This is a genomic window from Bradyrhizobium pachyrhizi, from assembly GCF_029714545.1.
Lineage (GTDB): Bacteria > Pseudomonadota > Alphaproteobacteria > Rhizobiales > Xanthobacteraceae > Bradyrhizobium > Bradyrhizobium pachyrhizi.
The window spans coordinates 875,283-888,251 of the sequence record NZ_CP121667.1 but is presented as its reverse complement, the minus strand read 5'-3'; the positions used below and the strand labels follow the sequence as shown (position 1 = coordinate 888,251).

Genomic DNA, 12,969 nt, shown 5'->3' with positions numbered 1-12,969 from the left:
GATATTGAAAGATCTGCATGCTCACCAAGACCCCGCACCTTTTCGATGAAGCCACCGCCGTGACCGCCGGCGACAGCCGCTGGCAGGGACGGACCAGCCCCGATTACTGGGCGTTCGTCGGCCCGTTCGGCGGCTGCACCGCCGCGACCATCCTGCGCGCGCTGATGCAGCACCCGCAGCGCGCGGGCGATCCGCTGGCGCTGACGGTCAACTACTGCGCGCCGGTCGCCGAGGGCGTGTTCGATCTCGATGTTCGCCTGGTCAAGGCCAACCGTTCGAGCCAGCACTGGTCGGTCGAGATGACGCAGGGCGGCGGCGAGGTCGCGACGCTGGCAACCGCCGTGTTCGCCGAGCGCCGCCCGTCCTGGTCGCACCAACCGGCCGGGTTTCCGGGCGCCGTGCCGTTCGAACAGCTGCGCTCCTTTCCGAAGCTCAAGATGACCTGGGCCAACCAGTACGATTTCCGCTTCGCCGAGGGCGAGCCGAAGTTCGCCGGCGGCGGTGCCGCGAAGCTGCCGTCGAGCCCCTATTCAAAGCTCTGGATCGCCGACCGTGTGCCGCGCAAGCTCGATGCGCTGTCGCTGATGTCGATGTCGGACGCGTTCTTCGGCCGCGTCTTCCACGCAAGGCACGAGCTGGTGCCGTTCGGCACCGTGTCGCTGACGACCTATTTCCACGCCGACGCGGCCGACCTGGATGCGGAGGATACCACCCGCGTGCTCGCCACCGCCGACGCCAAGATCTTCCACAAGAGCTACGGCGACCAGCACGGCGAATTGTGGTCGCCTTCCGGCCGGCTGCTCGCGACCACGACGCAGATCGCTTATTTCAAGGCGTAGGCGTTTCGAGCGGATCGGCCTCCGGCTCGCGTGGAGCCGTAGCCAAATATCCACATTGGTCTGTTACGACCGCATTGCCTATTTCAAGGGTTGAGGGAACATTGGCACGTCGCTTCTGTTCCACACCTTTGGGAGCACTGCTGCATGTCCGAAGCCGACACGTCAAAGCCCTCGCGCATCGCCCTGCTTGGCGTTCCCATCGAGATCGGCGCATCGCAGGCCGGCCCGCTGATGGGACCGGACGCGCTGCGCACCGCGGGCATCGCGCGCCTGCTCGAGCAGCTCGACTTCCAGGTCGATGATCACGGCAACCTTGCGATCCCACAGGTCGTCGCCGACGGCCCGGTGCCGGCCAACACCAGGTTCTATGACGAAGTGAAGACCTGGACCCGCGCGCTCTCCGAGCGCGCCTATTGGCTGGCGCATTCCGGCGCGATCCCGATCTTCATGGGCGGCGATCACTCGCTGTCGATGGGGTCGATCAACGGCGTCGCACGCTACTGGCAGGAAAAGGGCCGGCCGCTGTTTGCGCTGTGGGTCGACGCGCATGCCGACTACAACACGCCGGCCACCACCATCACCGGCAACATGCACGGCATGTCGGCCGCGTTCCTGTGCGGCGAGCCCGGCCTCGACGATCTGCTCGGCGGGCTGCCGCGGGCCTCGATCCCGCCCGATCAGCTCGACCTGATCGGCACGCGCTCGGTCGATCCGCTGGAGCGCAAGCTGCTGCGGCAGCGCAATGTGTCGATCGCGGACATGCGCCAGATCGACGAGTTCGGCGTCGCCGTGCTCACGCGCCGCGTCATCGAACGCGTCAGGGCGAAAAACGGCGTGCTGCATGTCTCGTTCGATGTCGACTTCCTCGATCCGGCGGTGGCGCCCGGCGTCGGCACCACGGTGCCCGGCGGCGCGACCTATCGCGAAGCCCATCTCATCATGGAGCTGCTGCACGATTCCGGGCTGGTGCGCTCGCTCGACATCGTCGAGCTCAATCCCTTCCTCGACGAGCGCGGCCGCACCGCGCGCGTCGCCGTCGAATTGATCGGCAGCCTGTTCGGCCTGCAGATCACCGACCGGCAGACGCCGAGCAACGCGGTGCTGCCCGAGATGGGGGAGTAGCGAAGCAACACAGTTGATGTCGTCCCGGCCTAGGTGGTGTTGACACTTATCGCATCCATAGGACGATTGCAGCGAGCGTGACGATGGCTCGGTAATTTCGGGCGGTCTTTTCGAAGCGGGTTGCGACGCGACGGAACTGCTTGAGCTTGCTGAAGCAGCATTCCACGAGGTGGCGCTGGACATAGAGATGCTTGTCGAGCGGATGTTTGAGGGCTCGCGAGGGGTTGTTGGGGATGACGGCGATCGCGCCTTTGGCTGCGATGGCCTGGCGCAAATGATCGGCGTCATAGGCTGCATCGGCCATGACGACCTCGGCGGGCAATCCCTCGATCAACGTGGCGGCTTGCGGGGCATCGCCCTTCTGGCCTGCGGTGAGGGTGAACCGCACGGGACATCCCAAACCTCGAACGGCCATATGTATCTTGGTGCTCAAGCCGCCGCGCGAGCGCCCGATCGCTTGATCTTCAGACCCCCTTTTTTTGCCCCGGCGGCGTGCTGATGCGCCCGGACGATGGTGGAATCGACGATCAAATATTCGAAGTCCGGATCATCGGACATCGCCTCGAAGATCCGCAACCAGACACCCTTGGTGCTCCATCGACTGAAGCGCCGGAACACGCTGTTCCAATCCCCAAACGCCTCCGGAAGATCACGCCAGGGAGAGCCCGTGCGAACGATCCAGAGCACCCCTTCCACGAACATCCGGTTGTCGCGTCCGGTCGAACCTTTCTGGTCGGGCCGGCCAATGATGAGCGGCGCCATGCGCTCCCAAGCCGCGTCGCTCAACACCAAACGATCCATCACACCCAAGGCCGCCTCCCAAAAGAAGCCTTGAATCTGATTTGGCCTCAAAAGGGAATCCCTAGAGTCCACACCGCCTAGTGCGCAATTGCGCTAGTGCGCAATTGCGCACGGGAGCCGGGACGACGGTGGAGAATGTGGCGCCGTTCGCTGCTCAGCTTGGACGGATGGAGACGTCGCCGAGCCGGCCGGGCAAACAAAAAGGCGGCCGCGAGGGCCGCCTTTTCAAATCGCGTATCGCTTGCGCGGCTTACTCCGCCGCCAGCTTCACTTCCGGCGCGGCGGCGCGGACTTCGGCGTCGACCTGCGCTTCGAACTTGGCGAAGTTCTTCTGGAACATGCCGATCAGCGCACGCGCCGTCTTGTCGAACTCGACCTTGTCGGCCCAGGTCTTGATCGGATCGAGGATGTGCGGCTCGACGCCCGGCAGCGAGGTCGGCACCGCGAAGCCGAAATACTTGTCGGTGCGGAAGTCGGCGTTGCGCAGCGAGCCGTTCAGCGCCGCGGTGAGCAGCGCGCGGGTCACCTTGATCGGCATGCGGCGGCCGGTGCCGTACTTGCCGCCGGTCCAGCCGGTGTTGACCAGCCAGCAATCGACATTGTGCTTGGCGATCAGCTCGCGCAGCATGTTGCCGTAGACCGACGGATCGCGCGGCAGGAACGGCGAACCGAAGCAGGTGGAGAATTCCGGCTGCGGCTCGTTGCCGAGCCCACGCTCGGTGCCGGCGACCTTCGCGGTGTAGCCGGACAGGAAGTGATACATCGCCTGCGCCGGCGTCAGCTTGGCGATCGGCGGCATCACGCCGAAGGCGTCGGCCGCGAGCATCACGACGTTCTTCGGATGCGGCGCGCAGCCGGTGCGCGAGGCGTTGGGGATGAAATCGAGCGGATAGGCCGAGCGGGTGTTCTCGGTCTTCGAGCCGTCGTCGAAATCGGGCACGCGATCATTGGCGCCGAGCACGACGTTTTCCAGCACCGCGCCGAAGCGCTTGCTGGCGGCGTAGATTTCCGGCTCGGCTTCGCCGGACAGCTTGATGCACTTGGCGTAGCAGCCGCCTTCGAAATTGAAGACGCCGTCCTCGCTCCAGCCATGCTCGTCATCGCCGATCAGCGTGCGCTTGGGATCGGCCGAGAGCGTGGTCTTGCCGGTGCCGGACAGGCCGAAGAAGATTGCGGTGTCGCCGTCGGAGCCGACATTCGCCGAGCAGTGCATCGGCATCACGCCCTTCTCGGGCAAATAGAAGTTCAGCGTGGTGAACACGCTCTTCTTCATCTCGCCGGCATATTGCGAGCCGCCGATCAGGACGATCTTGCGGGCGAAATCGATCGCGACGACGTTCTCCGACTTGCAGCCGTGGCGCTTCGGATCGGCGCGGAAGCTCGGCAGGTCGATGATCGTCAGTTCGGGCACGAAGCTCGCGAGCTCCGACGCCTCGGGACGAATGAGCAGCGTGCGGATGAACAGCGAATGCCAGGCAAGCTCGGTGAAGACGCGGGTCTTGATGCGATGCTTCGGATCGGCGCCGCCGTAGAGATCCTGCGCGAACAGCGTCATGCCTTCGGCATGCTTGAGGAAGTCGGCATGAAGTGCCGCGAACTGCTCCGAGGTGATCGACTGGTTGCCGGCCCACCACATGCTCTTGTCGGTCAGGCCGTCGCGGACCGTGAACTTGTCCTTCGGGCTGCGGCCGGTGAACTCACCGGTATCCGCGCAAAGCGCGCCATCGGCCGACAGCACCGCTTCGCCATTACGCAGCGAATGCTCGTAAAGCTGAGGTGCACCGTAATTCCAATGCACGCCCTTGAGATTTTTTAAGCCGAATTTGTCGGCGCCGAAGGCACCGTTATGCACGCCCGTCTCTTGCACGAAGAACCTCCTCGAACCCGCGTATCCTTGTTCGCGCGAATGTCGCTAGTCGCGCCCCGCCGCGGTGACCGTGATCAGAATATAGCCTCTCGGCTTCGGTCCGGCGACCTAATAGTGGGGATCGCCGGGCTTGCCAAGCCAATCGAACGGCTTTTGGCTGATTCCAAGGCAGGCCCATCATCTGGCGCAAATACCGCAGCGCGAAACCCTTTCGCCTTGCTTTCGTTTTCTCATTGTTTTCGCAGCAGTCGGGCGACGTTTCGTCGCCTTTCCCGCCGCGCACGGAGCTTTGCGATGCACAAAAAGTGCCAGCCGGCGGGCAGCGCCGTCGCCGATCAAGGCGAACGGCGCGGAGAATGCCGGGTATGCATTTCGCGCTGAGGATGTATCGTTGAGATGAGCCGCCGCGCGTTGACGCGGCGCTGCAGAGCCGAGCATGACCGCCATCGTGTTGCACGCGGCACCACCTGATCGGCATTGAGCTGCAAGTGAGAAGCTGCTGATGAGCAGTTTCGATTGCGCTCAACACACCTTCGTCGAAGCCCGATTGGTTCAACGCTCAACTGCGGTGAATGTTCCGCAACGCGTCGCGTTCGGCGGTGAGGCAATCACTGCCCCTGGCGATCGGATGATAACGCAATCAGCGCGACGCACGCGCGCGTCATCGCGGCGTGGTCGCGATCCGGATGATTTTCCGAACAGCAGCGCCAGCCATTCTTGCACGCGCATCGAACCAACGGGCGATCACGAGACGCGCCGGCGCGAAATGATCGCGCTGTCAGACCTTGCGCAAACAGGAAGCGGCGCACGGGTCGAACGACACCTCGCCTTGAGCGAGCGCGCAATCGAGCCGCCGCAGCCATGCGACACCATGCCTCGCCACGGCCGCAGCACCGCCGTGCGGACAGGTGGTTTTCTGCTCGCTTGCTACTCTTTGGCGCGCGCCTCGCCGGCGAGCCGCACCAGCATCTTGCGCAGCTCGGTGCCGGTGGTGACGCGCTCGGGGAAATCCAGCCGCAGCGTGTCGCGGCCGGCCTGCATGTCCATGCCGTCGGGATCGCAGCCGGTGCAGAGCCAATCGGCACTTTCCGCGCCGAGCAGCTGCGTCGCGTAAAGATTCATGGCCTCGCGGTGATCCTCGTTCATATGCGCCACCGCGCCGGGCTCGGCTTCGAGCAGCCCCTCGGCTCCCCTGAGATCGGTCAGGAATTGCTCGGGTTTGAGGTCCACGATGCGGCCGAACCCGGCAACCAGATGGGCACCGCTTGGCTTGATCCGGAAGAACGAAAAATCCTTAAATTCCACAAAGGCTTCCGCTGACGGATGGGCGCCGAGATAGCGCCTTCGGACGAGCTCCCGCCCGGCCTCCGCGACCTCCTCCGCCTGACCGGCCAGCATGATCCGGGCGCCCTCCAGCGGATCGCCCTCGGCGCGCTCGTCCAGCATCAGCGACACTCGGCTGTCGGCAAGGACGTTCTTGGTATGCAGCGCCAGGCGGGAAATCAGCAGGATCGGCGAGCCGTCTGGATGGCTGGCCAGATTGACCAGCGAGCAATAGGGATCGCCGGTGCCGGCCATCAGCGTGGCGAGGGCGCCCTGGCGGCTGCGGCGGAGCAGCGAGCGGGCAAGGTGGGCAGGATCGAAGTCGGCGGTCGGTTGCATGGGCCTATCGGGTCATTTTATGGGCGAATCGGGCGGGTTCCCTATGAAAAAAGGGCCTTTTCTCATGGTCCAAGGGTGCTATATGGGGACCCATCGCGTGGGTCGCAGAAGCGGATTTTTGCGGAACTCGGTCACACTTCAGCCCAGCTTGCATTGCTCGTTGACCGCGTTCGAAGCCCAATTCTACGGCGCGTCGCCAGAGTGCCCGCCGTCTAAGCCACTCTCATTGTGAAAGCAGCACATGCCCACAATCGCCCTGGTCGACGACGACCGCAACATTCTCACTTCGGTTTCGATCGCGCTCGAAGCCGAAGGCTATCGCATCATGACCTACACGGACGGTGCGTCGGCGCTGGATGGGTTTCGCACGTCGCCGCCCGACCTTGCGATCCTCGATATCAAGATGCCGCGCATGGACGGCATGGAAACGCTGCGCCGGCTGCGCCAGAAGTCCGACCTGCCGGTGATCTTCCTCACCTCGAAGGATGAGGAGATCGACGAATTGTTCGGCCTGAAAATGGGCGCCGACGATTTCATCCGCAAGCCGTTCTCGCAGCGCCTGCTGGTCGAACGGGTCAAGGCCGTGCTCCGCCGCGGCCAGCCGAAGGATCCGACCGCCGCGCCGAAGGAACCGGACGCCCGCGCGCTCGACCGCGGCCTGCTGCGGATGGATCCGGAGCGCCACACCTGCACCTGGAAGAACGAGCCGGTGACGCTCACCGTGACCGAATTCCTGATCCTGCAGGCGCTCGCCACCCGTCCCGGCGTCGTGAAGAGCCGCAACGCGCTGATGGACGCGGCCTATGACGACCAGGTCTATGTCGACGACCGCACCATCGACAGCCACATCAAGCGGCTGCGCAAGAAGTTCAAGGTGGTCGACGACGACTTCGAGATGATCGAGACGCTGTACGGCGTCGGCTATCGCTTCAAGGAAGCCTGATCTGCGCTTCCCGGGCGGCTTGTTAACTGACAGGCTCCGCACGGCTGGGGTAAGCTCGGGCGAACGATTGCTTCGCGGGACGACATCCATACCAACCGGCAGCTTTGCCAGTGCTTGATCGAACGCAGCTCGAGCAAGGCCTGAACACCGAGGACGCGTCACAGCTCCTCGATCAGGACGCCGTTGCCGAAGACGTGGCGCAGGACAGGGGCTGGCGCCGTCCGCTCGGCTGGCTGCGCCGCGCCGGTCAGTTCTTCTTCGCGCTGTCGTTCTCGAGCCTGACGCGGCGCATCGTCTCGCTCAACCTTGCCGGCCTCGTCGCGCTGGTCGCCAGCATCCTCTATCTCTCGCAATTCCGCGCCGGCCTGATCGAGGCGCGCACGCAGAGCCTCCTAGTCTATGCCGAGATCATCTCGGAGGCGATCGCGGCCTCGGCGACCGTCGAAGGCAACACCGTCACCATCGATCCCGACCGCCTGCTCGACCTCAAGCCCGGCGAGAGCTTCGGCCAGCCGGATGAATCGGCCGACTTCCCGATCAATCCCGAGCGGGTCGCGCCGACCCTTCGCCGCCTGATCGCGCCGACCAAGACGCGGGCCCGCATCTTCGACCGCGACGGCGGCCTGATCCTCGACAGCCGCAATCTGTTCGCGCGCGGCGACGTGCTGCGCATGGAGCTGCCGCCGCCGTCGGAGAAGCCGTCGCTCTATGAAAAGACCAAGGCCACGATCAAGACCTGGCTCAACCGCGGCGACCTGCCGATCTATCGCGAGCTCGGTCCCGAAGGCGGCAAGGGTTATTCCGAAGTCGCGCAATCGCTCGAGGGCATGAAGGGCAGCGCTGTGCGCGTCACTGAGCGCGGCGCGATCATCGTGTCGGTTGCCGTTCCGGTGCAGCATTTCCGCGCCGTGCGCGGCGCGTTGATGCTGACCACCCAGGGCGACGACATCGACCAGCTGGTGATGTCCGAGCGGCTCGCCATCCTCAAGATCGGCGGCGTCGCCTCCGCCGTCATGATCATGCTGTCGCTGCTGCTTGCGAGCACGATCGCGGGCCCGGTGCGGCGGCTCGCCGACGGCGCCGAGCGTGTCCGCCACCGTATCCAGACCCGCGTCGAGATTCCCGACTTCACCGGACGCCGCGACGAGATCGGCCATCTCTCCGGCGCGCTGCGCGACATGACCAACGCGCTCTACAGCCGCATCGAGGCGATCGAGATGTTCGCCGCCGATGTCGCCCACGAGCTGAAGAACCCGCTGACCTCGCTGCGCTCCGCGGTCGAGACGCTGCCTTTGGCGCGCAACGAGAACAGCCGCGCGCGGCTGCTCGCCGTGATCGAGCATGACGTCAGGCGGCTCGACCGCCTGATCTCCGACATCTCCGACGCCAGCCGGCTCGATGCCGAATTGCAGCGCCAGGACATGGCGCCGGTCGATCTGCGGCGGCTGCTGACGACGCTGACCGGCGTCGCCAACGAGACCAGGCTCGGCCACGACGTCGCCGTCGAAGCCCGCTTCGAGGGCCGCGGACCGACCGATACGCTGTCGGTGCCCGGCCATGATTCACGGCTCGGCCAGGTGATCTCGAACCTGCTGTCGAACGCGCAATCATTCTCCAAGCCGGGCGACAAGGTGCGCATCGTCTGCCGCCGCACCCGCGGCGAGGTCGAGATCGTGGTCGACGATGACGGGCCCGGCATCGGCGAGGACGCGCTGGAGCGGATCTTCGAGCGCTTCTACACCGACCGGCCGCACCAGGGCTTTGGCCAGAACTCCGGCCTCGGGCTTTCGATCTCCAAGCAGATCATCGAAGCACATGGCGGACGCATTTGGGCCGAGAACCGCATTGGCCCTGCGGACGCAGACGGCAGGCCCACCATCGCCGGCGCACGCTTCGTGGTCAGGCTGCCGGTACTATGAGCGACAATTCAAGCGTGCACGCATCCGCCGTTCTGGTCGGCGAGCGTGCGGTGCTGATCCGCGGCCCATCGGGCGCCGGCAAGTCGCGTCTCGCCTTCGACCTGATTCTCGCCGGGCGCACCGGAGCGCTTCCGCCGGCCATTTTGGTGGGGGATGACCGTGTCCATCTCGACACAGCCGGCGAACAATTGTGGGTTCGTCCGGTCCAGCAATTGGCTGGTCTGATCGAGATCCGAGGCCTCGGAATCCGCCATTGTCCGTTCGCAAGTGAAGCCGTGGTCGGCTTGATCGTCGACCTCGCCGCTGACGACGCCGAGCGGCTGCCGCCACCGGAGACGCTCACGATTCGCCTTAATGGTGTTTTGGTACCGCGAATTCCCGTCGGCATTGGCTTCCAACCCCTGCCGCTGGTTGTCGCTGCGCTGACGACAACCTGAAAGTTCATGTTCCCGTAATCTTGCGGCCAATTGTGGGAAGGGAATTGGTAACCATATCACATCCACTATCGCGTCGGATTTTGCCGGCGCAGCCTCCCCTCTCTACCGCCAGGAACCGGGAGACTAGCCAAGATGCCCTCTTGCGTAGGGCCTCTGGATGGTCAAAGTGGCGCGTTCGTGCGGTGCACCAAAGGGCGCCCGCGAGGAGTTTCCGATGATTGGTCTAGTGCTGGTGACCCATGGGCGCCTTGCCGACGAGTTCAGAGCGGCGCTCGAACACGTCATGGGTCCGCAGAAACAAATTGAAGCGATTACGATCGGGGCCGAGGACGATTCCGATCTCTGTCGAAGCGACATCATCGAGGCGGTGAACCGCGTCGATAGCGGCGACGGCGTTGCGATCCTCACCGACATGTTTGGCGGCACGCCGTCCAACCTTGCGATCTCCTGCATGAGCCGCCCGAAGGTGGAAGTGCTCGCAGGCATTAACCTTCCCATGCTGGTCAAGCTTGCCAAGGTTCGCGAGGAGCGCTCGCTGCCCGACGCGATCGCGATGGCCCAGGAAGCCGGCCGCAAATACGTCACCATCGCCAGCCGCGTTCTCGCAGGCAAATGAGCGACGAGGCCCCGGGCGGAAATCAGGTCGGCCCGGGCGTGCCAGCGGGCGCCATTTCCCGTGAACTCCTGATCGTCAACAAGCGCGGCCTGCATGCGCGGGCATCGGCCAAGTTCGTCCAGCTGGTCGAGCGCTTCAACGCCGAGATCTGGGTCACCCGCGGCACCGAGACCGTCGGCGGCACCTCGATCATGGGCTTGATGATGCTGGCCGCCGGGCCCGGCACCACGGTCGTGGTCTCGGCCAAGGGCGACGAAGCACAGCAGGCGCTGGATGCCATCGCCGAACTCGTCGCCGGCAAGTTCAACGAAGAAGGCACGTAACGGCGGGCACGCCCGTTACGCCAATCCATCACCGTCACCCCCGCGCAACGGCTTCGCCTTTGTCGCTGGAGGAGCGCGCCGCAAGGCTCGCACCTCAGTGAAGGGCCTGGCGCAGGCACACCGATGCTGCACCCTCCCCTGGAGGGGGAGGGTCGGCTCACATGGAGCACAGCGGAATGTGAGACGGGGTGGGGTGATCTCTCAACACGGGCAGCACCCGAGTGGCGAGACCTTCACCCCACCTCGGTTCGCATTTCATGCGAACCGATCCTCCCCCTCCAGGGGAGGATAAGAAGAGCAGTGTCGACCGTTCAAACAGTCGGTCGCAGCAAGACCAAAGCGATCGCGAAGGCGATCCTTTCGATCGGGTCGAGATCGCTGCCTTTCCAGGATGCCCGGAAATAACTACTTCGCCGGCGGCACCAGATAGACCTTCCAGACCGTCGACGGACCGGGATGGCCGTTGAAGAAGCGCATGGTGGTCATCACCAGCGGCTCGGCATCCTTGGCGTGCTCCGCCATCCACGCCTCGCAGGGCTTCAGGAACACCGGATCGGTGGTGTCGCAGACGCCGATGAAGCCGAGACGCTTGGCTTCGTCGAGCGACGTCAGCCCCGACGACCAGGCTTCGCCCGGCACCAGCGATGCCGGATGATCCGGACTGTAGAATGTCATCGGCTCGCCGATATCGGACCGCGCGACGACCACGGCCCAGCGTGAATGGAATCTGTCCTGCCAGGTCTGGGTGAGCTCGCGCGCGAGCTCGGAGCGCGCGGCGTAGGTCGAGCCGCCGATATGGTTGGACGCGATCTCCTGCGTGGCGATGCTGGGCGCGGCGATCAGCGTGACGATCGTGGCCACGAACCAGATCGCGGTGATCGAGAACAGCGCCATGCGCGGGAAGCGAAGCGAGGGGATCGCGACCAGCGCCAGCGGCACCAGGAAGAACAGCGGGATGCCCCAATCGGTCTTGATATAGACGGTGAACGCCAGTGCGCCGAGCGGCGGCCCGATCGCGACGATCAGCTGGATGATCCAGACGTTGAGCGCCTGCGGAAGGTTGACGGCGGGATTGGGTCCGCGCGACCAGATCCGCGCCAGCACGTCCGACGGCCGCCACGGCACCGAGCCCAGCAGCAGCGCCACCAGGCCCAGCACGACGGGAATCGCGAGCAGCCCGACATTGTGCACGACATAGCCGATCACGAGCTGGACATTGAGTGCGCGGCTCGACAGCGCGTAGACGTCACCGGCATAGGTGAACGGCACGAAGTCCACCTCCTCCAGCCACACCAGATGCGGAATCATCGCCACCGCCATCGTGCCGATCGCAACCCATGGCGCCGGCGAGCGCAGGAATTGCGTCCGTTGCGGATGGATCAGCGCGGCCAGCCCGACGGCGCCGATCATCGTCACCACCCAGTACTTGGTCATCAGCGCCAGCATGCCGGCAAAGCCGAGCCAGAGACCCGATTTGAAGCTGCGCTTCTCGAACGCGTTCAGATAGGCCAGCACCAGCAGCGGCAGCGGCACCAGCTGCGCGAGATCGGCGTTGTATTTGAAGCCCTTGAAATTGAAGATCGGGTAGAGCGCGAGCATCACCACCATGAAGAACGCGCGGCGGCGATCGACGACGCGCAGCGCGATCAGCCAGCACACCACCAGCGCGAAGCTGACCGTCGTCATCGCAAGCGCATAGGTCGACCAGTTGGTGACGGGAAAAATTCTGAACCAGACCCCGGCGATCCAGCCCGACAGCGGCGGGTGCTTGCCATAGCCGAGCAGGAAGCGCTGGCCCCAGGCATAGGCTTCCGCAACATCCATATGGATGTCCTGCGCGGCCTTGAGCTTGACCAGGATCAGCGTCCACAGCACCGCATGAACCAGCGCGAAGCCGATCACGAACCACAGGCTGGTCCTGGGATCGGTGGCGCGCGAGGCGATCCAGGCGGCGATCCGCCGGATCGTCAGCTTGCGGTTGGTGCGCCGGGCGGCGGGGAGCGTGGAGGCGGTCGACATGGCCTGTGCCTGAGGCATGCCCCGGAAAAGTGGAAAGCGGTTTCCCGGAAGGATCATGCCCAAATGGAAGCGGAAGCGCGATGAGTGCTCATCCGCATTTCAGCGCGCTTTAGCGCGTTTTTGTGGCCAGTGAAATCAGCTTGGCGTGAGAACGCCTCCAGCCAGCGGATTCACTTTCCGGGAAGCTCCGGCCGGTGCTCGAAATGCATGGTATCGTAGTGACACCATTTGCCGCCCCGGATGCAGCCGTGACGCTCGGCGATGTCGAGGATCTCGCGCGGCATCCGGTTCTCGTAGGAGATGGTCTTGCCCTTGCCGGCCCACAGCCAGTCATCCGAAACTTTCAGGTTGAGGTCGATGGCTGCGGCGTAGCCGTGCATACTCATCCGCCCGGTGTCGGCAACGCGAACGACGATTTTCG

General features: G+C 64.6%; 11 protein-coding genes and 1 pseudogene. 7 read left to right on the top strand and 5 right to left on the bottom strand.

All coding sequences use genetic code 11. The features are described from left to right. Positions 1-17 precede the first annotated feature (17 nt). Both QA639_RS04010 and rocF read left to right on the top strand, forming a co-directional pair. Entirely contained in the window at positions 18-839 is an 822-nt protein-coding gene (locus QA639_RS04010; RefSeq protein ID WP_283089218.1) for an acyl-CoA thioesterase, read from the top strand. Positions 840-983: 144 nt separating this feature from the next. Beyond that, complete coding sequence (rocF, locus tag QA639_RS04005; RefSeq protein WP_018269556.1) at positions 984-1,961, top strand: arginase; 978 nt, start codon at positions 984-986, stop codon at positions 1,959-1,961. 46 nt (positions 1,962-2,007) lie between these two features. Here rocF and QA639_RS04000 read toward each other — a convergent pair. The 3 genes and pseudogenes from QA639_RS04000 to QA639_RS03990 all read right to left on the bottom strand — a co-directional run bounded on the left by QA639_RS04000 (position 2,008) and on the right by QA639_RS03990 (position 6,291). Continuing rightward, a pseudogene (locus tag QA639_RS04000) lies at positions 2,008-2,723 on the bottom strand (IS5 family transposase). Between the two features lie 289 nt (positions 2,724-3,012). Further along, positions 3,013-4,629, bottom strand: a complete 1,617-nt coding sequence (locus QA639_RS03995) for a phosphoenolpyruvate carboxykinase (RefSeq protein ID WP_050384676.1) — start codon at positions 4,627-4,629, stop codon at positions 3,013-3,015. 927 nt (positions 4,630-5,556) lie between these two features. Continuing rightward, positions 5,557-6,291, bottom strand: a complete 735-nt coding sequence (locus tag QA639_RS03990) for a HugZ family pyridoxamine 5'-phosphate oxidase (RefSeq protein WP_283089217.1) — start codon at positions 6,289-6,291, stop codon at positions 5,557-5,559. A gap of 241 nt (positions 6,292-6,532) precedes the next feature. On the opposite strand from QA639_RS03990, the gene QA639_RS03985 reads away from it, so the two are divergent. The 5 genes from QA639_RS03985 (at position 6,533) to QA639_RS03965 (ending at position 10,529) form a co-directional block, all read left to right on the top strand. Next, on the top strand, positions 6,533-7,234 hold the full coding sequence (locus QA639_RS03985) for a response regulator transcription factor (RefSeq protein ID WP_016843287.1): 702 nt from the start codon (positions 6,533-6,535) through the stop codon (positions 7,232-7,234). A gap of 110 nt (positions 7,235-7,344) precedes the next feature. After that, complete coding sequence (locus QA639_RS03980) at positions 7,345-9,153, top strand: sensor histidine kinase (RefSeq protein WP_050384674.1); 1,809 nt, start codon at positions 7,345-7,347, stop codon at positions 9,151-9,153. Next, complete coding sequence (locus QA639_RS03975; RefSeq protein WP_283089216.1) at positions 9,150-9,590, top strand: HPr kinase/phosphorylase; 441 nt, start codon at positions 9,150-9,152, stop codon at positions 9,588-9,590. Before QA639_RS03980 ends, QA639_RS03975 begins: the two co-directional genes overlap by 4 nt. A gap of 214 nt (positions 9,591-9,804) precedes the next feature. Beyond that, positions 9,805-10,206, top strand: coding sequence for a PTS sugar transporter subunit IIA (locus QA639_RS03970; protein ID WP_021076632.1), 402 nt, complete (start codon positions 9,805-9,807; stop codon positions 10,204-10,206). Next, a complete protein-coding gene (locus tag QA639_RS03965) occupies positions 10,203-10,529 on the top strand; it encodes an HPr family phosphocarrier protein (protein ID WP_283089215.1) in 327 nt (108 codons plus the stop codon). Before QA639_RS03970 ends, QA639_RS03965 begins: the two co-directional genes overlap by 4 nt. 405 nt (positions 10,530-10,934) lie before the next feature. Here QA639_RS03965 and QA639_RS03960 read toward each other — a convergent pair whose 3' ends face one another. Both QA639_RS03960 and QA639_RS03955 read right to left on the bottom strand, forming a co-directional pair. Then, positions 10,935-12,548, bottom strand: a complete 1,614-nt coding sequence (locus QA639_RS03960; protein WP_283089214.1) for a glycosyltransferase family 39 protein — start codon at positions 12,546-12,548, stop codon at positions 10,935-10,937. A gap of 170 nt (positions 12,549-12,718) precedes the next feature. After that, complete coding sequence (locus QA639_RS03955) at positions 12,719-12,934, bottom strand: M15 family metallopeptidase (RefSeq protein ID WP_283089213.1); 216 nt, start codon at positions 12,932-12,934, stop codon at positions 12,719-12,721. Positions 12,935-12,969: the final 35 nt, after the last annotated feature.

Excerpts from the sequence above, each read along its gene's own strand:
- QA639_RS04010 (WP_283089218.1), top strand. The coding sequence starts at position 18 with ATGCTCACCAAGACCCCGCACCTTTTCGATGAAGCCACCGCCGTGACC.
- rocF (WP_018269556.1), top strand. The coding sequence starts at position 984 with ATGTCCGAAGCCGACACGTCAAAGCCCTCGCGCATCGCCCTGCTTGGC.
- QA639_RS03990 (WP_283089217.1), bottom strand. The coding sequence starts at position 6,291 with ATGCAACCGACCGCCGACTTCGATCCTGCCCACCTTGCCCGCTCGCTG.
- QA639_RS03985 (WP_016843287.1), top strand. The coding sequence starts at position 6,533 with ATGCCCACAATCGCCCTGGTCGACGACGACCGCAACATTCTCACTTCG.
- QA639_RS03975 (WP_283089216.1), top strand. The coding sequence starts at position 9,150 with ATGAGCGACAATTCAAGCGTGCACGCATCCGCCGTTCTGGTCGGCGAG.
- QA639_RS03970 (WP_021076632.1), top strand. The coding sequence starts at position 9,805 with ATGATTGGTCTAGTGCTGGTGACCCATGGGCGCCTTGCCGACGAGTTC.
- QA639_RS03965 (WP_283089215.1), top strand. The coding sequence starts at position 10,203 with ATGAGCGACGAGGCCCCGGGCGGAAATCAGGTCGGCCCGGGCGTGCCA.
- QA639_RS03960 (WP_283089214.1), bottom strand. The coding sequence starts at position 12,548 with ATGTCGACCGCCTCCACGCTCCCCGCCGCCCGGCGCACCAACCGCAAG.
- QA639_RS03955 (WP_283089213.1), bottom strand. The coding sequence starts at position 12,934 with ATGAGTATGCACGGCTACGCCGCAGCCATCGACCTCAACCTGAAAGTT.